This is a genomic window from Halobacillus dabanensis, from assembly GCF_900114165.1.
Taxonomy (GTDB): domain Bacteria; phylum Bacillota; class Bacilli; order Bacillales; family Halobacillaceae; genus Halobacillus; species Halobacillus dabanensis.
Map to the genome: position 1 here is coordinate 86,847 of NZ_FOSB01000006.1, position 17,956 is coordinate 104,802.

The window sequence follows — 17,956 nt, forward strand, 5'->3', positions numbered from 1 at the left end:
GTTGGAATAGGGCAAGGAAAGAAAGTCATTTTCCGTCCCCCTTATCGACTTATCCATACCTTGGAATCAGGTCTTCAAGTTGAAGGAGTTTTTTAAGGGAACTTCAAGCTGGTGTATTCATTGTTGCCGGCATGTGCAGCATTCTCTATAATAGAAATCGTGTCCATTACATACGGAGGTGACATAATGGAATATTACGGTTTAAGAATTAAAAATATTTTCTGGATTTTGATCGGTTCTGCCATTTTTTCTTTTGGGCTCATTCATTTCAATATTCAAAATGAGCTAGGTGAAGGTGGGTTTACTGGCATTACTTTATTGCTTCTATATTTGTTCCAATGGGATCCTGCTATTATGAATATCGTACTCAATATTCCTGTTCTCATTATAGGATGGCGAGTATTAGGACGGACAACTTTCTTTTATTCCCTTATTGGGATAGTGGCCGTATCTGTTTTCATTGCTATTTCCCAAAGATATATGATCGAATTTGACTTAGCCGAAGATTTAACTTTAGCTGCCTTGTTTGCTGGTGTATTTATTGGCGTAGGTCTAGGGATCATCTTCCGCTATGGGGGGACTACTGGAGGGGTAGACATCATCGCCCGACTTATCAACAAATACATCGGTTGGAGCATGGGAAGAGCCATGTTTGTGTTCGATGCTTTTGTTATTTTCATATCCATCATCACCTATTTAGACTACACTAGGGGAATGTACACACTCGTCGCTGTATTCATAGGGGCAAGAGTGATAGATTTCATTCAGGAAGGGGCCTACGCTGCCCGTGGCACAACAATCATTTCAGAGAAAAGTGAAGAAATATCGCAACGGGTAATGGAAGAAATGGACCGTGGAGTAACTATTCTTGATGGACGCGGATCTTTTTCTGGCGCAAAACGAGATGTCCTTTACTGTGTCATAGGAAAAAACGAGATCGTCAGACTTAAATCGATCATTGATCATATTGATCCACACGCATTCGTAGCAGTCAGTCATGTTCATGATGTTATGGGAGAAGGATTCACTCTCGACGAAAATAAAAACCCTATCCAATAAACGAAATAGATGCGAGAAATGAACAAAATCCAATATAACCAGTTTTTTACAATAAAACTAGAAAAAATCCGATCCTTTAATCAGGATCGGATTTTTTGATTATTCTTCGTTCATACCCATAAACATAAACACGAAACGTAACAATTCAGCAAGAGCGACTAGCGCACCAGCCACATAAGTCATCGCTGCAGCATTGAGTACTTTTTTCGTTTTTCTTTCTTCATCATTTCTGATGACTCCAGTTGAAACTAATTGAGACATGGCCCGGTTAGAAGCATCGAATTCCACCGGAAGTGTGATCAACTGGAACAGCACGGCTGCTGCGAAAAATATGATACCAACAAATGCAAGTTGCGCCATTCCTAATAAAAACCCACCAATAATCAAAAAGATGGAAATGTTAGAACCAAAACTGGCTACAGGTACCATGGCACTTCTAAATCGCAGGAAGGCGTAGTCTTGAGCATCCTGAATCGCGTGTCCCACTTCGTGTGCCGCAACCGCTGCACCAGCAGTAGAACGTCCATGGAAAATGTCTGTAGAGAGTCGTATTACTTTAGAGCGTGGGTCATAATGGTCTGTTAAATGACCACGAACTTCTTCGACGGAAACATCATAAAGACCGTTATCATCCAATATTTTACGAGCTACTTCTGCACCTGACATGGATGATGAAGTAGGTACTTGCGAATACTTCTTGTATGTCTTTTTCACTTTAGATTGCGCCCATATTGGTATGATCATGATTAGGGCGAAATAAATAATAAAGCTCATCATCTTTGGATTCCTCCGCATTTAGCATTTAATGTGTATAGGTCAATTTTAGTCAAAAACTTTAGAAAAATCAACTAGAACCACTCTTCAACTTGTGTCTATTTTTCGAACGACCTTGATACATTCTGGCCCCTACATAACTTAGTGTTAAAGTAATAGAGCCTCCAACAATTAGTGCCATCCAAAACACGGCTTCAGATTCATCTGATTTTAAAGGTTCCACTAGATTATTCAAACTGTTAATGACTGCTGTCCTTGAATTTTGAGAGTTTGCAATAGACCAATCACTTAGTGCTTCATCAACTAAAATGATATCTTCTTTTATAGTATAACTGTTTATAACAGGCTTAACCAACTTCCACTGGTTGATTATCTCACTAGAGGTGGAAGGCTCCTGTTCAACTTGACGAACCAGTTGATGTACCCTTTCCACTATGATTGCATTGGAATTATCGGAAGAAGTCACTTGTAGAAAAAAGAAAATCGTTTCTACATTAAAGCGCATATCGTGCTTCTTGTCATTCAGGTCCTCCGTTAAGGAACTCCATAAATTATATTCATCGGGAGTTAGCGTTTGAGCATATTTTTCCATTTTAGGATATGTGTTTTTCCACATGCGTTCTGCGAGCTCGTCCTTCCCATCCGATACTAAATGTCTATATTGGGCTATAAAGGATTCCCATGGATCGGGAGCTTTAGCCGCCCAGCCTTCAGTATTGTTTATTAATGTCAGTGTGAGGATAAGGGAGCTTAAGATTAAGATAATTGCCCGTCCCACCGTATTTTCTCCCCTCTCATTCGAGTCTTACATTCATTCTATGAGAGGTTCATAATATTTAGACCGATGGACGTTGAAAGCGCATAACATAGTAAGCAACACCAATACACCCTATACTTAACCAGAAGGTAAAGTATCCGATCGCTTCTAAATGGTCCATAATAGCAGGGTATACAGGCATTTGATTGAAAACATAGTCGATGACATCATTATGTAATGTCCAAACACCTGCAACCATAACATGCTTTAAGCGAATACGATAAAAAGGTGCATAAAGTAATCCTTGCACAGCCATAGCCCCATGCGAGATGACCAGCATATACCCAGTCCATGGTAAAGAGCCATATTCCAGCAAAGTAAGAGCATTCATCACTACTGCCCATATACCATATTTCAATAATGTAATAATAGCTAGCGCTTCAATGTAGGGAACATTTTTACCAAACAGATAAAATCCAAGAAATATAGTAAAAAAAAGACTAGCAGTAGGGCTATCAGGAACAAAAATGAGAAAAATGGGGTCCGTTATGGATAATTGTGGTTCATACCAAATGTAACCGTAAATCGTTCCAAGCAAGTTTATGAGAAATAAAAGTATCAAAAATGTCCTATTGAGCAATATGTAAGCTAAAAAGTTTCTCATGATCTCAAAGACCCTCCTCTATAAATCAAGCCGCGCTTATGGAAAGCGCGGCTTAACAGTTAATATCTTATCTAATTATTCATCGGAGCTTTCTTCAGATCCCTCTTCGGAGTTCTCTCCCTCTGACGATTCATCAGCTGTACCTTCTTCGGAAGATCCTTCCTCAGATCCACCTTCTTCAGAAGATCCCTCTCCTGATTCTCCTTCAGAACCTTCTCCGCCGCCAGCGTCACCGCCACCAGCATTGACAACGAATTCAGCTAATTGCTGAAGTTCCTCATCAGAACCACCAAAGATCCCTGATGGCATCTCACCGATTCCATTGACTGCAATATCTTTTACTTGATCGACAGTAAGTTCTGCATCAATCAAAGAAGGATAATTCCCTTGCCCTTGTAAAGCATCACCGTGACAGCTCAAACAGTTCGCTTCATAAACGGCATAACCAGGGTCTTCCTTGTTAATTGTAGATTCAACAGCCTCTACGTTAACCCCATACTTTTCAGCACGCATTTCATAATCAGCGTGAGAAACAGATTCATAAGTCAACCAGAACGTTGCAATAAATCCTAATAGCATCAACCCTACTGCAATTGGACGTTTATGCGGGCGACGTTCAGGGCCACGATCCAGGAACGGAGCTAGCAATAATGCACCGAAAGCAAGTCCAGGCATGACGATAGCACCGAGTACAATATAATCTCCACCTGCGAATTGGTACTTCAAGAATTGGTACAAGAATAGGAAATACCAGTCAGGTAGTGGAATATAGCTTGCGTTGTTTGGATCTGCTTGTTGCTCGAGTGGTGATGGGTGAGCAGCAGTCAGAATTAAGAATCCGATCAGGAATACAGCTCCTACTAGCCATTCCTTCAATAGGAAGTTCGGCCAGAACGCTTCCGTACGACCTGGATATTCTGAGTAGTCTTTTGGTAAATTGGCTTTTTGTTCTGCCGTGATTCGTGAATCACCGACGAACTTCATCCCTTTTCCCCTATGCACAGCTTTCCCTCCTTTTTTACATTACATCTTATAGTGGACCGGTAATACCTTGCTTACGGATTAATACGAAGTGGAACGCCATCAATCCGAACAATGCAGCCGGCAAGAAGAATACGTGAATTGCAAAGAAACGTGTAAGCGTTTGTGCACCGACGATCGATGGATCGCCTGCAAGTAATGTTCGAATTTGGTCACCGATAAATGGTGTAGCAGCTGCAATTTCAAGACCTACTTGAGTTGCAAAATATGCTTTGTTATCCCATGGTAGCAGGTACCCAGTAAAACCTAAGCCTAACATAACGAAGAACAATAGGACCCCAATGACCCAGTTCAACTCACGAGGCTTCTTATAAGCTCCCTGGAAGAATACCCGTAACGTATGTAAGAATAACATGACGATGACGAGACTAGCGCCCCAGTGGTGCATACCACGTACAATCTGTCCATAAGCAACCTCTCGTTGCAGGTAATAGACAGACTTCCAAGCGTTCTCAATATCAGGTACGTAATACATCGTCAAAAACATACCAGATAAAATTTGAATAACAGTAATGAAGAATGTCAATCCTCCAAAACAATAGACAAATGCTGAAAAATGGTGTGCCGGGTTTACGTGCTCTGGAACTTCGTGATCTGCAATATCACGCCATAATGGGGTGATATCTACACGCTCGTCCACCCAGTCATAAATTTTCTGAAGCATGTATTATACCCCCCCTCCTGTGTCTTTAGCTTCACCTAAATAAAGCATGCCTTCTTCGACTTTGAATTCAAAATGTGGCAATGGTGCCGTAGGCGGTGTTCCTGGAATATTCTCACCGTTCTTCTTATAACGGCCCCCGTGACAAGGACAGAAAAACTCGTTCGGGTATTCCTCATTAGAAGCCCAGTCTACCGTACATCCAAGGTGCGTACAAATAGGTGATAGTGCTACAATTTCATCATTCTCATTTCTGTACACCCAAGCCGTCTTTTGAACTTCCGATTCATACCAGGCATCGACTTGGTCAATCGTCCATTCGAAACGCTGCGGTTCATTCGTGATTTCATCGACAGAAGCTACGGAGACGAAATCTCCACTTTCTTTCTTCGTCAATACAGGATCGATTGCAAAACGAACCATCGGTGCAAGCATTCCTGCTGCCATGAAACCGCCTACACCAGTCAGTGTGTAGTTCAAAAATTGACGACGGGATACTCGTTTTTTATCGCTCATTCTTTTCCCCCCTCTATGCTGTAATCCATGCGACATGGATTGATTACACACAGTTTACTAGGACATTACCATGATAGCGCAATCTCAAGGCGCGGTCAATAAATTATCAAACCTTGTCGGAACTTTTAACCATTTACCAATAGGCCTGGATTAATTCACTGATTTGATGGGCTTGTTCACGCACAAAAGATTGGGTTTCCGTTGATTGTATGTCCCCTGATCCCATCCCCGGCACCCATAAAAGATGGCCAGCCAAATCATGTTCGAATTTTTTCCATTTACTATCAAACGTGAAAAGAAACACATGTTCAAAAGGTTGCTGTTTGAATTTCTCCACCCACGTATTCACTCTGGTTGTTTCCTCTTGATTGGTTTCACTAATATAGTAATATTCGGGAGCAAGGAAGATCCGTCCCGTATATTGTTTTTCAATTAGGTTAGTGAACACTTGATTCAATTCCCTTTGAAAGGCTTGCTTGACCATATGTTGGTCCGAAGATGGGTCAAATGGAATTAACGGAATTAAAACTGTGTCAATGTATTGTTTTTCTGGTAGATATTGAGTAGTATCTGCTTTTGTCCATCGCATAATTCATATCATTCCTTTTTTATGTAATCATTTTCTCCATTTTACTACATCACAACAAAAATAAAAGCCGGAGAATGCTCCAAGAGCTTCCCGGCTTTGAATATTCAACTATTGAATCCCACTATCATATGAAAGCTCCCTTATCTAAAAGGCTGGATGACGAATTTTTTTGTGAGGGGATAGGGGCGTCGGGGAAGGAGAGCCGTTTTTTCCACCCACCATCCCTTTCTGAAAATGAAAATGTCTTTGAAACTGAGTCATCATCAATCTTGCCTTATAACAGAATGGTTATTTTTCAACTTAGTAAAAACGTGTTCAAATCGTCTTTGACCTTTTCAAGTTTCGAACAAAGGGTCTTAAACACCTCTCGTTCCCCATTAATAAGTGCCTCATCGATACGTTCTTCGATACGCTTTTGTCTATGTTGCAGCAAACTGACAGACAACAGCCTCTCCGCCTCATTTTTATCACGATCATTCAAATAATAATCTTTAGGCAGATATGGGTTTTCCTCTAGAACCAATGCATACTTGGAACACTGCTGAGCATTGTCAAAATTCATTTGAATGTAAATCGGCTCTCCTTGATTCATTCTCAAATCGTGAAATGATTTTTCAGCATCATTCGTCATTACTTGGCCTTTGTAAAAACGGAAAGGTGGGTCTGAAACACCCTGTGCGCTTATTTCCATACCACGCGGACAAAACTTCACTTCCTGGACGAAATGGACACTGGACAAGAGAGATTCATGGTTCATCAAATAATTAAGAATCCAGACACTTTCTCTTTTTTTCAATTGAAATTGATTCAAAAACCAGCGGACAAAGTCTTTTTTCTCATCCACAGAGATTGGTGTTTGCATAGGCGCCCCTCCTGCGCTTAATTAATCAGCTCATTGTTCTCTCAGTCGCTCAACGAATTCTTCTATTTCCGTATCTGTCGGATCGATAGCTAAATACTCTTCGAACACTTGACGTGCTTCAGACATTCTACCTTCTTCCACGAGGAAATAGCCGTAAGTTTTCAGGAAATCTGTATCTTCCTTCAATGATGGATAGGCTTGTTTGTATTGTTCATAAGCGTCGCTGAACTTCTCTTCTTCTTCATAAGCTTGAGCAAGTTCCCATAAGTAATTCGGATCCTCTTCACCCAAGGAGATCAGTTCATTGATCAAGTCAATGATATTTTCGTGTAATTCGTCAGCTTTATAGTTTTCAATTAAGAAAAGGATAGCTTCTTTATAGCCTGGATCCAAAGCCACTGCTTCTCTCATGTATTGATAACCTTTGTCTTTTTCACCCTGCCGGTGAGATAGTGTTCCAGCTAAATGGTATAGTTCTTTATTAAATTCGTCCTTAGCTAGACCTTTTTTAGCCATTTCCAATGCTTCCTTTGGCATTCCTTCCGAATCGTAAGCTTGTGCTAAATGGGGATAAACAGACTGGAAATATGGATCTTTTTCAATCAATTCTTCCCACACGTGAATCGCTATATCGTTACGGTTGGCCTGGAATGCTACAAAACCATAGCGGAACATGACATCCGGATTTTCCTCTTCCACTTTTTGGAAAAACTCAAGGGCTTGCTCGAATTCACCGTTAGCCGCATAAGCTTCAGCCAGGCGTGTCGCCACTTCGATATCCCCGATGACCGGTTGGTGATGCATCGCGTTTTCATAATAAGGGATACTCTTAGAATATTCCCCGTTTGAGAAGGCAAGCTCCCCTAAAGCAAAGTCGATAATCGCAGAATTCGGTTCTACATTCTTAGCAGTTAATAGTTTTTGCTCGGCTACTTCAAATAAACCTTGTGCTTGATAAAGATCAGCCAGTTGAACAAGGGCTTGTAAATAATCCTCGTCTTCCGGACCGAATTGGTCAAGTAATTCAATCGCTTCATCATCTTCATCCAAATCGATGTGGATCTCTGCCATCATCACTTTCAATTCCTGTTCTTTCGGATAGCGTTGGATCAGTTCTTGAAGGACTAATTTCGCTTCCTCCAACATCCCCCATTGAATATAGAGCTCAGCTATCGTGAACCGTTCTTCTTCATCAGCTTCTGGTAGGTATTGTGTTAAAGTTTTTATTGCGTCTTCCGTCTTATGTGCTTCCATTTGACGGATAGCTTTTTGAATTTCCTCCATGATGACATCCTTTCCAAATTAGACAAAATGCTTGTGAATCTTAACTTTCATATGAGACCCTGACTCACGATCTATAATAATCTGATCGACTTGTTTTACTTGGCCATTCATAATCGTTACATTCGGAACAGCATTATGATATCTGAAATCTTCCTGCTCATCAAACGTTGGGCCCTGTTTCAAGTAGTAAAGATTATAATCTGCTTGACTTCCAGGGAGTAAACTCCCCTTCTTAGGATAGATCCCACTATCTTTCAGGTTTTGCAAAGATAACATGTCATCGTCCTGTACGTCTGTTAGCTTAATGATACCATATTGTTCGCAAAGTGATGACCACATTTCTGAATAGTTATCCGACGTATTTTCTGTATCTTTGACGAACAATGTCAATGGCATCCTTTTATATCCCTGCGCCTGAGCCACCCATTCCCAACATACTTCTGACAATTCCTCACCAGCCTGCACTTCTACACATAAAAAGGGGCTCCCTCTCCTGGCAAAAAAACGTACCAACTCAGGCCGTAGTCTTCTTGCCGGAACCACTGGAATTACCATATAGTCTACAGGTAGTTCCTTTAAACTTGTTAAAAAGTGGTCATAATGTGCTCGGTAATGACGTAAGCTAGTCACTAGGTGTTGTATGAGCAACAAGGTACACCCTCTTTTTATGTAGCCTTCTGCACTAAGTTTTGGGGAGTCAGAGGTAGCAATCGGTTCTTTTCGATCCACTAATACACGGCCAGGAGTAACGTAGAAATTTTCCAGCACCATATTCTTATAAGGTCCCTTACCAATTCGATCTCTGACAAACTTTTCCTGATATACGGTCCGTTCACTGAAACAAGGGCCTGTGTCTTGTTCTACATATCCTTGAAACCAATAAGCTCCCATACGACAAAACCTCCAAGTAGGCTTTTTATATCGTATGAGAGCTTTACATAAACTATGAAGTTAATTTAGCTTAACGTTTCATTTAAATGTTCAAAAAATGAAGGGTAAGATATATTGATACAATCTTTGTCTTGAATAGTAACCGGCTCCTGGCTGATCAAAGAGGCGATGGCACCCATCATACCGATTCGGTGATCCCCATAAGAATCGATTATACCACCTTTAAGTTGCGTTTTTCCCTTAATGATTATACCATCTTCTAATCCTTCTACATCCGCACCTAAAGATTGGAGCGTTTGAACAACTGCTTCAATTCGATCTGTTTCCTTGAAGCGGAGTTCTTTTGCATCTTTGATGACTGTCTCTCCTTCTGCTTGTGTTGCAGCTAGCGCAAGGATCGGTATTTCATCTATAAGGTTTGGGATAATGTCTCCTTTTAAGGTGATTCCTTTTAGCATCCTACCACGGATCCTAACGTCTCCCACCGGTTCACTTCCCACATGTGTATGTACTTTGGTTTCAATATCCGCCCCCATCTGTTTCATCGCCCGGACAATTCCATCCCTGGTTGAATTCAAGCCCACATCCCGAATCAGCAGGTCACTACCTTGAGTAATAGAAGCAGCCACAATAAAGAAAGCTGCAGATGAGATATCTCCAGGGACCTTAATGTTAGAGGCTTGCAGCTCTTGACCTCCTTCGATTTTTATCGAACGGCCATTGACCTTCAATTGGACACCAAACTCAGGAAGAAGCATTTCTGTATGATTCCTGGTTTCACCGAGTTCTACAACTTCGGTCTCCCCTTCTCCTAGCAACCCAGCTAGAATTAAAGCAGATTTGACCTGGGCACTTTTCACTTTCAATTCATGGCGGATACCTTTTAGTTTTCTTCCCTTGAATGCAAGTGGCAGAAGCGAGTGGTTATTTCTACCTGTAATTTCCGCTCCCATTTCTTTAAGGGGGACAACAACACGATCCATAGGTCGTTTGGAAAGTGATTCATCTCCAAATGCCGTTGTGAACAAAGGCAGCCCCGCAAGAACACCGCTCATTAAGCGGGCCGTTGTACCAGAATTTCCAAAGTTGATCGGATGAACAGGTTCTTTCAAATGGGTAATACCATTCCCGTGTACAATCAGCTGATCTTCTTTTTGTTCGATTTCCACTCCCATTAGACGGAAGGCTTCTACTGTGCGGAGACAATCTTCTCCAGTCAAAAAATTACTAATGTATGATGTACCGTGTGCCAGGGATGAAAAGATGACAGAACGGTGGGAGATGGACTTGTCTCCCGGCACACGCAGTTCCCCGTTAAGTCTCTTTTTAGTCGGCTGTAACTCAATACTGGACAAAATACACCCTCCTTTATTGTTGAATCATTACTTCGTAGTGATGATCAGCAAGAACTTCCTTGCTTATATTTTGCTCTTCACTTGAAGCAAAACTGATCCTTAATACGCCTGTAATGCCTTCTCGTATCTCCAAAATCTGTATGTTTTTAATGCTAATTTCTACCTCAGCAAGAATCCCGATAACATCATGGATCGCCCCAGGTTGGTCGTGTATATCAACATAAATATCGTAAAATGCAGGAATTGCACCTTTCTCTTTACTAGGCAGCCCATCCCTGTATTGTTTTGCATCCGATAGATACTGATAGGTACGTTCTTTCTCCCCGTTAGTCAGAAACTCTTTCACCTGTTCCATCTCACCTATCCACTCTTCTAGCATCGATATAAGAAGCCGTTTATTTTGAAAAAAGATATCCTGCCAAAGTTTAGGATTGCTCGAAGCAATCCTGGTTATATCTTTAAAACCACCTGCGGCTAGATGTTTAATATAAGGATGCCTTGCCTGCCATTCTTTCGCCTGGTGAACAAGGGAAGATGCGATCAAATGAGGAAAGTGGGAAATAACAGCCGTCATCTCATCGTGTTCTTCCGTTGTAAACGTAAGAAAACGTGCATTGGTTTCAGACAATAAATCCTTCAAACGCTCTGCCTCATTCTGATTAGCATGAACCGACGGCGTTAAAACATAAATAGCATTTTCAAAGAGGTGCGGCTTTGCTGCTGTATATCCTTGCTTATGGGACCCGGCCATCGGATGTCCACCCACAAATGATAAGAGTGGATGTTCTAATCTATTTGCCGCTTCCAACACTTGATTCTTGACGGACGAGACATCGGTTACTAGCAATGGCTTGTCCAAGTCAATCGACTGTAGTTGCTGTAGGTAATTAATAGTGATGGAGATCGGTGTAGCCAAAATGCATATATCCGCTTCTTTAGCGGACTCAGAGAAATTAAATGACGCCTGATCAATAACGCCTTGTTTTAAAGCCATGTTCAAAGTATCTTCATCACCGTCGATTCCGATAATGAAGACCTCTTCTTTTTTTGCTATGTTCATGGCTATTGAACCGCCTATTAATCCTAAACCGACAATCAGGACAGTCTGCTTCATTGTCTTGCTTCAGAAGCGACCTTCTGTTTTATCGCTTCTTGGATTTCCTTCATATCTTCTTTTTTACCAATAGTTAAACGAATGGTATTTGGTAAGCCAAGCGCTTCACCAGAACGCACAATAAACCCTTTCGTCAGGAGATATTCAAACATCTCGTCCCCAGTACATGGCAGTTGAACCAACAGAAAGTTAGCCTGCGTATCGTAATAGCCCAGACCATTTTCGTCACAAAAACGCATAAGCTCTTTTTTGTTTTGTTGATTCTCTTTTACTGTCTCTTCAATAAACTTTTGATCATCGAGAGCGAGGATTGCTGCAGCTTGGGCCACGGTTGATGTATTAAAAGGTTCTCTAGAAGGTTCAAGAATTTGGATGATATCCGGATGTCCCACCCCATAACCGATACGTAAGCCAGCAAGTCCATAGGCTTTAGAAAAAGTTCGTAAAACCATCAGATTAGGATAATCTTTTAATGCAGAGATAGAATCAAAAGCATCTTCTGCTTCTAAATATTCAAAATATGCTTCATCAATAACAACAAGCACATGATCCGGAGTTCGCTTTAGCACATTTTGTAATGTGTCTTGATCAATGTGTACACCTGTTGGATTGTTCGGAGTACAAATCCATAGTACACGAGTTTGATCATCAATGTTTTCAAGCATTGATTCTAAATCATGGTGGCCGTCAATGAGAGGAACTTCTCTTACTTCTGCTCCTTCAATCAGGGCATTATGCCGATATTGAGGGAATGTGGGGGTGGCCATAACCGTATTTGCCCCCGGTTCAAGAAACGTTCTACAAATGATTTGGACGACTTCATCGGACCCATTGCCGAAGATTAGCTGCTCTTCATCTACTCCAATAAATGCAGCAACTTTCTTCCGGATTTCAGCGCCATAACCATCCGGGTAAATTTCCAGATCCGATATCAGCTTCGGCAACTCTTTTTCAACGACAGGTGAAAAACCAAAAGGGTTTTCATTGGACGCTAATTTCACTATGCGTTCCAAACCAAATTCTTTTTTGACTTCCTCGATACCTTTTCCGGGTTTATATGGTTTCATATTTTTTAGTATATCTTTTGCTTTCATAGGATTAATCTCCTCTCAACGCTTAAGGTCTGGCCTTAACTTTTTTGCCTTATAGTGATAGATGTGGTGTATTTCTTTTTGTGATTTACCGGTGTTCACTGTAACCATTACACGGATGCATTTTTCCAGACTTCCCGGTACCGGAATTTCTCTCATACACATGACAGGAACATAGGTCCACCCTTCTACCATGCGTAAGGATTTCGCAGGAAAAGTAGCATCAATATCTGCGGTTACAGTAAAATAAACAGACACAACATCCTCTGCGGTAATATTGTTCAAGTTTATTAAATCCTGTAACATTTCGAGAGACTTCGATATTATTTCGTCATGCTCATTCTTATCTACAGTCGTTGCACCACGAACACCTCTGATCATATTCCGCTCACCTCGGCTTTTAACATATTCAATTGTTCGGACAGGTGCTGATTTGGAACAGGTTCGACACAAATGTCCCCGATTTTTTTGATTAAGACGAAATTAATACTTCCATCTACCGTCTTTTTATCCCATTTCATACGCTCAACGATAGCTTCTGTGTCAAGCTCCGATATGATTGATAACGGGTAATGGTTATTCTGTAACCATGTGAGATACTCCTCAACAGGCAATGAGACATTAAAAAGCGATTCACTTAATCTCAGTGTGAATAGTAGACCGATAGCTACAGCTTCCCCATGTGTAATTTCCCCATACCCTAACTCTGTTTCGATTGCGTGTGCGAGTGTATGACCTAGGTTCAAGTGTCTTCTGAGATCCATTTCTCTTTCGTCTTGCTGAACGATTGCAGCTTTTACTTGAATACCTTTCGTAAGATCCGATTCCAATTTGCTATCAGAGAAATCCAGAATATCTCTTTCCAAGAGTTCATTAAACCATACATCATCACTTAACATTGCATGTTTAACCACTTCACCATAGCCTGATCGGATTTCTTTTTCTGATAATGTTTCGATTGTTTCTATATCGTAGATCACTTTTTCAGGGTTATAAAAGCATCCAATCAGATTCTTGCCTTTGGGATGATTGATGGCAACCTTTCCCCCAACGCTACTATCATGAGCAAGAATGGTTGTCGGCATTTGCATATAGTCGACACCTCGTAAATAAGTGGATGCCACAAATCCTGCCAAGTCTCCGACCATTCCTCCACCTAGAGCGATGATCAAGGATTTCCGGTCAAGTTTCGCTTCTGCACAACTATTCAATAAATGCTCGTACTGCCTCATACTTTTCGAAGATTCACCCTGGGGAACCACTGCTGTAGACACATCAGCGATTCCGTTCAGGCTCTTTTTAACATCTTCCAGATAATATTTTTCGACTGCTTCATCTGTAATGATAAAGATCGAAGCATATCGCCCTTTGATGAATTCCCCTACCTTGTGACGTACTCCTCGCTCAACAAGGACATCATAATCATGGCTTTTCGCATGTATTGTAAGTGCAGCCATTAAAATTCACGTACTTCCTGACGGTAATCTTCAACAGCTCGTTTTAAGCGAGGGAAGTAATCAGATGGAAATTCTTCTGTAAGGGCTTTGGCGATTTCAAACGCTACGACATGCTCCATGACTACTGAGGCGGCAGGTACTGCACATGAATCGGAGCGTTCGATGCTTGCATTGAATGGCTCTTTTGTCTCGATATCAATACTTTGCAATGGTTTATACAACGTAGGAATGGGCTTCATTACTCCTTTGACTACAATCGGCATTCCTGTCGTCATACCACCCTCGAATCCTCCGAGACGATTCGTACGGCGGTAATAGCCTCTTTCTTCATTCCACAATATTTCATCATGCACTTTGCTGCCATTTCTTCTAGCGGCTTCAAATCCGATTCCGAATTCCACACCCTTATAGGCGTTGATGCTCATGACTGCACCTGCAATCTTGGCATCCAGTTTGCGGTCGTATTGTACATAAGACCCTAATCCTGGTGGCATCCCTTCCACATAAACCTCTGTTACTCCACCGATTGAATCTCCTTCTTTTTTCGCTTCGTCTATTGCAGACATCATCTTTTCTGCAGCTGCTTCATCAAATGTTCTCACAGGAGAAGCTTCAGATATCTCTCGTCGTTCCGCCAATGTCAAATTCTCGTCGACATCAGATACAATGCCGGCAATTTCCCTGACATACCCGGCTACTTCAATCCCTAATTCTTTCAATAACACTTTAGCTACTGCTCCAGCACCAACTCGTGCTGCCGTTTCTCTAGCAGATGAGCGTTCTAGCACGTTCCTCATATCTCTATGCCCATATTTCATGCCACCATTCAAATCCGCATGACCAGGGCGTGGTTTTGTTACTGTCCGTCGAATCTTTTGTGTTTCTTCAGGAAGAGGATCTTCCCCCATGATATCCGTCCAATGTTTAAAATCATCGTTATGTACAACGAGTGTGATCGGTGAGCCCAAGGTGTATCCATGGCGGACACCGCTCGTTATTTCCACGAGATCTTTCTCGATTTGCATACGCTTGCCACGCCCATATCCGCCTTGGCGTCGGAGTAATGATTCGTTTATTTGATCTTTGAGGAGTGGCAGATGAGACGGCACCCCTTCGATTATTGTCGTCAATTGTTTACCGTGTGATTCTCCAGCGGTTAAGTAGCGCATCAATAACGTACCTCCTATGTGTTAGCTTTTCAGTTGAATGATCAGCTGTTATAAATTTTAGATACTACTATATCATATGGATGTAGATTTGTGGCGTCAAAATATCGGAATTTTTATAAAAATGACCAGAAAGCGCTTTCTGTAAAACATTCTATACTTTTTTGTAAAAAAATGTATCATAAACTTCAAAGCCATATTTTTGTGGGGAAAAAATCTGCTCTGTACTACCAACGAAAAAAATACTTTCTTCATTCATAGCCTGACTGAAGTTTTGGTAGATGACTTGTTTCGCTTGTTCTGTAAAATAAATCATTACATTTCTGCAAACGATGAGATCGAAACCGCCCGGGTAGTTGTCCGCAAGAAGATTGTGTTCTTTAAATGTGACACTATCTCTTATATCTTTCCCAACACGGTAATAGGAGCCTTCTTTTGTGAAATGGTTATGTTTAACTTGCGGTGTAACTTCTTTCAGAGACCTTTCATGATACAAGCCTTCTTTGGCACGATCGAGAGCATTACGATCAAGATCCGTAGCAAGAATATCAACTTGATCAAGAGATATGTACCGACTCAATATCATAGCCAAAGTATAAGGTTCTTCTCCTGTGGAACATGCAGCACTCCAAATTTTCAATCGTTTCTTTTTACCCAGTAAATACGGAATCACTTTATGTTCAAGCACTTCAAAGCGTTTACGGTTACGGTAAAATTCTGATACGTTGATTGTCATCCTATCTAAGAATTCATCCATGAGCGAGGAGTTTTCCACTATAGCCTCGTAATAAGAGCCGAAGTTGTTATATCCTCTCTTTTCTCTTAATGACGTCAAACGCCGCTTCATCTGTGCTTCTTTATATTGGGATAAATCTACACCTGTCTTTTGATGGACTTTTTTTTACAAAACTTAAATAATCGTTACTCATTTCTGAATCTCCTTACTTTCCTGTCTGTTCCCATTAAGAGTACTCCAGCATGTCCCTCTTGTAAATGAATAAACGCTTGCCCAACACATTTTTAAACAAAGTCTCTCAGGAACGAATAGATGCTCTGAAAATACGAGAAGGTAAGCGCCGCTGGTAAAAGAGCCCTAATCAAAAAACTAAACAACAAAAAAACCACCCTCACGTGAAGGTGGTTGATCGGAAATCAGTAAACCCAAGTAGATTGGTCTTTTTCGTAATTAACGAGTTCGCTTGTTTCAAAGAACAAGCCGATCTCGCGTTCAGCACTTTCTTTCGAATCAGAACCGTGAATGACGTTCTTACCGACTGTGACACCGAAGTCACCACGGATCGTACCAGGAGAAGCTTCTGCAGGCTTTGTGGCACCCATCATTTTACGTGCTGTGGCAATTACATCATCGCCTTCCCACACCATAGCGAAAACAGGACCTGACGTAATAAAGTCTACCAGTTCTCCGAAGAAGGGTTTTTCTTTATGCTCACCATAATGCTCTTCAGCCAGCTCATTAGGGATGGCCATCAATTTCGCTCCTGCTAATTTAAAGCCTTTTCGTTCAAATCTTGCTACGATATCCCCGATTAGATTGCGTTGTACACCATCTGGTTTAACCATCAAAAAAGTTTTTTCCATGACAAACACCTCATCTTATGTATAGTCTGAAAGCGCTTTTATAAGTGCCATAAAAAAGTCTATCAAACAAAAGGAAGAAAGGCAATAGATTATGCCCTTCTTTTTCCAATATATCTAGCGATTCCTTTCAATGTCTGCTTGGAACGATTAGCTGGAAGTTTAGCTAGAGATTGATAGGCTTTATTCAAATATCGATCGCTAATTTCAAGGGAGCGTTGGATGGAACCATTGGACTGAACCATTGCAATCAAAGGTTGAAGTTCTTCAGCTGTCAAGTCCTCTTTCCGTTCAAAAGCGATTTCCAAATCATTTTTGAATTTAGGATCTTCCATAGACAAAAGAACAGGGAGAGTGATATTCCCCTGGAGCAGGTCGCTTCCTGCGGGTTTACCAAGTTCTTTTTCAGATGCGGTAAAGTCCAATACATCATCGATAATTTGGTAAGACATCCCAACATAGTAACCATACTGATATAACGCTCGTTCATATTCACTTTTCGTATGAGCAGCTATAGCCCCAAGGCGACAACTTGCAGCAATTAGTAGGGCCGTTTTCCGTTTAATCCTTCTTAAATATGTACGGAGGTTTTGCTCTGTATTGTATTTGTCTTTAATTTGTTCTATTTCACCCAGGCATAATTCTACCATCGTGTTTGCTAAAATTTGGTGGGCACGAGGGTTTTCAAGCACGGATAAATTCTCCAGGGAGCGCGCAAATATGTAATCTCCTGTGTACATTGCTATCCGATTGTCCCAACGAGATTTGATGGTCGGTTCGCCACGCCTTACCTCCGCTTCATCTATAACGTCATCATGAACAAGAGAAGCAGTGTGTATGAGTTCAAGGGAAACGGCTACAGCTTTCATCCGGTCTATATCATAATCGCCGAACTTACCACCGAGCAGGACAAATACAGGACGGATTCTCTTCCCGCCCGCTTGCAATAATTGGCTTGACGCTTCCCTCAGCACCGTATTGTCTGACTGAATCGTTTGATTGACAGCTTTCTCAATGACGGCTAAATCATTTTTTAAAAAAGAATAGATCATAGCTAGTTTCATGGTATTTCATCCTTA

20 protein-coding genes are annotated in these 17,956 nt (G+C 41.3%); 1 reads left to right on the forward strand and 19 read right to left on the reverse strand.

What is annotated here, in order from left to right; genetic code table 11:
- Positions 1-186: 186 nt before the first annotated feature.
- Positions 187-1,059 carry a YitT family protein gene (locus BMZ58_RS11505; protein ID WP_075036704.1) on the forward strand — a complete coding sequence of 291 codons (873 nt, stop codon included), beginning with the start codon at positions 187-189 and terminating at the stop codon, positions 1,057-1,059.
- 99 nt (positions 1,060-1,158) lie between these two features.
- Here BMZ58_RS11505 and BMZ58_RS11510 read toward each other — a convergent pair whose 3' ends face one another.
- From BMZ58_RS11510 to hepT, 19 genes are all read right to left on the reverse strand, one after another.
- Positions 1,159-1,833 (reverse strand): zinc metallopeptidase, encoded by a 675-nt coding sequence (locus BMZ58_RS11510; protein WP_075036927.1) that lies wholly within the window; start codon positions 1,831-1,833, stop codon positions 1,159-1,161.
- Positions 1,834-1,903: 70 nt separating this feature from the next.
- Positions 1,904-2,611, reverse strand: coding sequence for a sporulation protein YpjB (locus BMZ58_RS11515; RefSeq protein WP_075036705.1), 708 nt, complete (start codon positions 2,609-2,611; stop codon positions 1,904-1,906).
- Between the two features lie 58 nt (positions 2,612-2,669).
- Entirely contained in the window at positions 2,670-3,254 is a 585-nt protein-coding gene (gene lhaT, locus BMZ58_RS11520) for a lipoprotein heptaprenylglyceryl N-acetyltransferase LhaT (RefSeq protein WP_075036706.1), read from the reverse strand.
- A gap of 75 nt (positions 3,255-3,329) precedes the next feature.
- A complete protein-coding gene (locus BMZ58_RS11525; protein WP_075036707.1) occupies positions 3,330-4,256 on the reverse strand; it encodes a menaquinol-cytochrome c reductase cytochrome b/c subunit in 927 nt (308 codons plus the stop codon).
- 28 nt (positions 4,257-4,284) lie between these two features.
- Positions 4,285-4,959: a menaquinol-cytochrome c reductase cytochrome b subunit gene (gene qcrB, locus BMZ58_RS11530; protein ID WP_075036708.1), complete on the reverse strand. Its 675-nt coding sequence runs from the start codon at positions 4,957-4,959 to the stop codon at positions 4,285-4,287.
- A gap of 3 nt (positions 4,960-4,962) precedes the next feature.
- Positions 4,963-5,472 carry a QcrA and Rieske domain-containing protein gene (locus BMZ58_RS11535; RefSeq protein WP_075036709.1) on the reverse strand — a complete coding sequence of 170 codons (510 nt, stop codon included), beginning with the start codon at positions 5,470-5,472 and terminating at the stop codon, positions 4,963-4,965.
- Between the two features lie 133 nt (positions 5,473-5,605).
- Positions 5,606-6,061 (reverse strand): YpiF family protein, encoded by a 456-nt coding sequence (locus BMZ58_RS11540; protein ID WP_075036710.1) that lies wholly within the window; start codon positions 6,059-6,061, stop codon positions 5,606-5,608.
- A 295-nt stretch (positions 6,062-6,356) separates the two neighbouring features.
- Positions 6,357-6,923, reverse strand: a complete 567-nt coding sequence (locus tag BMZ58_RS11545; protein WP_075036711.1) for a ReoY family proteolytic degradation factor — start codon at positions 6,921-6,923, stop codon at positions 6,357-6,359.
- Positions 6,924-6,953: 30 nt separating this feature from the next.
- Positions 6,954-8,207 (reverse strand): tetratricopeptide repeat protein, encoded by a 1,254-nt coding sequence (locus BMZ58_RS11550; RefSeq protein ID WP_075036712.1) that lies wholly within the window; start codon positions 8,205-8,207, stop codon positions 6,954-6,956.
- Positions 8,208-8,225: 18 nt separating this feature from the next.
- Positions 8,226-9,098, reverse strand: a complete 873-nt coding sequence (locus BMZ58_RS11555) for a hypothetical protein (protein WP_075036713.1) — start codon at positions 9,096-9,098, stop codon at positions 8,226-8,228.
- A 65-nt stretch (positions 9,099-9,163) separates the two neighbouring features.
- Entirely contained in the window at positions 9,164-10,453 is a 1,290-nt protein-coding gene (aroA, locus tag BMZ58_RS11560) for a 3-phosphoshikimate 1-carboxyvinyltransferase (protein WP_075036714.1), read from the reverse strand.
- A 13-nt stretch (positions 10,454-10,466) separates the two neighbouring features.
- On the reverse strand, positions 10,467-11,567 hold the full coding sequence (locus BMZ58_RS11565; protein ID WP_075036715.1) for a prephenate dehydrogenase: 1,101 nt from the start codon (positions 11,565-11,567) through the stop codon (positions 10,467-10,469).
- Positions 11,564-12,661, reverse strand: a complete 1,098-nt coding sequence (hisC, locus tag BMZ58_RS11570; RefSeq protein ID WP_075036716.1) for a histidinol-phosphate transaminase — start codon at positions 12,659-12,661, stop codon at positions 11,564-11,566. Before hisC ends, BMZ58_RS11565 begins: the two co-directional genes overlap by 4 nt.
- 15 nt (positions 12,662-12,676) lie before the next feature.
- Complete coding sequence (gene aroH, locus BMZ58_RS11575) at positions 12,677-13,039, reverse strand: chorismate mutase (protein ID WP_075036717.1); 363 nt, start codon at positions 13,037-13,039, stop codon at positions 12,677-12,679.
- Positions 13,036-14,115 carry a 3-dehydroquinate synthase gene (aroB, locus tag BMZ58_RS11580; RefSeq protein WP_075036718.1) on the reverse strand — a complete coding sequence of 360 codons (1,080 nt, stop codon included), beginning with the start codon at positions 14,113-14,115 and terminating at the stop codon, positions 13,036-13,038. Before aroB ends, aroH begins: the two co-directional genes overlap by 4 nt.
- Positions 14,115-15,284 carry a chorismate synthase gene (gene aroC / locus BMZ58_RS11585; protein WP_075036719.1) on the reverse strand — a complete coding sequence of 390 codons (1,170 nt, stop codon included), beginning with the start codon at positions 15,282-15,284 and terminating at the stop codon, positions 14,115-14,117. Before aroC ends, aroB begins: the two co-directional genes overlap by 1 nt.
- Before the next feature lie 151 nt (positions 15,285-15,435).
- Positions 15,436-16,128 (reverse strand): CheR family methyltransferase, encoded by a 693-nt coding sequence (locus tag BMZ58_RS11590; RefSeq protein WP_244151541.1) that lies wholly within the window; start codon positions 16,126-16,128, stop codon positions 15,436-15,438.
- A gap of 305 nt (positions 16,129-16,433) precedes the next feature.
- Entirely contained in the window at positions 16,434-16,880 is a 447-nt protein-coding gene (gene ndk, locus BMZ58_RS11595) for a nucleoside-diphosphate kinase (RefSeq protein ID WP_075036720.1), read from the reverse strand.
- An 89-nt stretch (positions 16,881-16,969) separates the two neighbouring features.
- On the reverse strand, positions 16,970-17,941 hold the full coding sequence (gene hepT, locus BMZ58_RS11600) for a heptaprenyl diphosphate synthase component II (RefSeq protein ID WP_075036721.1): 972 nt from the start codon (positions 17,939-17,941) through the stop codon (positions 16,970-16,972).
- Between the last annotated feature and the right edge of the window lie 15 nt (positions 17,942-17,956).

Bases quoted from the DNA above. Each gene is read 5' to 3' on its own strand.
- aroB (WP_075036718.1), bottom strand. From the start codon at position 14,115: ATGGCTGCACTTACAATACATGCGAAAAGCCATGATTATGATGTCCTT.
- BMZ58_RS11550 (WP_075036712.1), bottom strand. From the start codon at position 8,207: ATGGAGGAAATTCAAAAAGCTATCCGTCAAATGGAAGCACATAAGACG.
- BMZ58_RS11505 (WP_075036704.1), top strand. From the start codon at position 187: ATGGAATATTACGGTTTAAGAATTAAAAATATTTTCTGGATTTTGATC.
- BMZ58_RS11565 (WP_075036715.1), bottom strand. From the start codon at position 11,567: ATGAAGCAGACTGTCCTGATTGTCGGTTTAGGATTAATAGGCGGTTCA.
- BMZ58_RS11510 (WP_075036927.1), bottom strand. From the start codon at position 1,833: ATGAGCTTTATTATTTATTTCGCCCTAATCATGATCATACCAATATGG.
- BMZ58_RS11555 (WP_075036713.1), bottom strand. From the start codon at position 9,098: ATGGGAGCTTATTGGTTTCAAGGATATGTAGAACAAGACACAGGCCCT.
- lhaT (WP_075036706.1), bottom strand. From the start codon at position 3,254: ATGAGAAACTTTTTAGCTTACATATTGCTCAATAGGACATTTTTGATA.
- ndk (WP_075036720.1), bottom strand. From the start codon at position 16,880: ATGGAAAAAACTTTTTTGATGGTTAAACCAGATGGTGTACAACGCAAT.
- BMZ58_RS11535 (WP_075036709.1), bottom strand. From the start codon at position 5,472: ATGAGCGATAAAAAACGAGTATCCCGTCGTCAATTTTTGAACTACACA.
- hisC (WP_075036716.1), bottom strand. From the start codon at position 12,661: ATGAAAGCAAAAGATATACTAAAAAATATGAAACCATATAAACCCGGA.
- BMZ58_RS11545 (WP_075036711.1), bottom strand. From the start codon at position 6,923: ATGCAAACACCAATCTCTGTGGATGAGAAAAAAGACTTTGTCCGCTGG.
- aroC (WP_075036719.1), bottom strand. From the start codon at position 15,284: ATGCGCTACTTAACCGCTGGAGAATCACACGGTAAACAATTGACGACA.
- hepT (WP_075036721.1), bottom strand. From the start codon at position 17,941: ATGAAACTAGCTATGATCTATTCTTTTTTAAAAAATGATTTAGCCGTC.
- BMZ58_RS11590 (WP_244151541.1), bottom strand. From the start codon at position 16,128: ATGAAGCGGCGTTTGACGTCATTAAGAGAAAAGAGAGGATATAACAAC.
- qcrB (WP_075036708.1), bottom strand. From the start codon at position 4,959: ATGCTTCAGAAAATTTATGACTGGGTGGACGAGCGTGTAGATATCACC.
- BMZ58_RS11540 (WP_075036710.1), bottom strand. From the start codon at position 6,061: ATGCGATGGACAAAAGCAGATACTACTCAATATCTACCAGAAAAACAA.
- aroH (WP_075036717.1), bottom strand. From the start codon at position 13,039: ATGATCAGAGGTGTTCGTGGTGCAACGACTGTAGATAAGAATGAGCAT.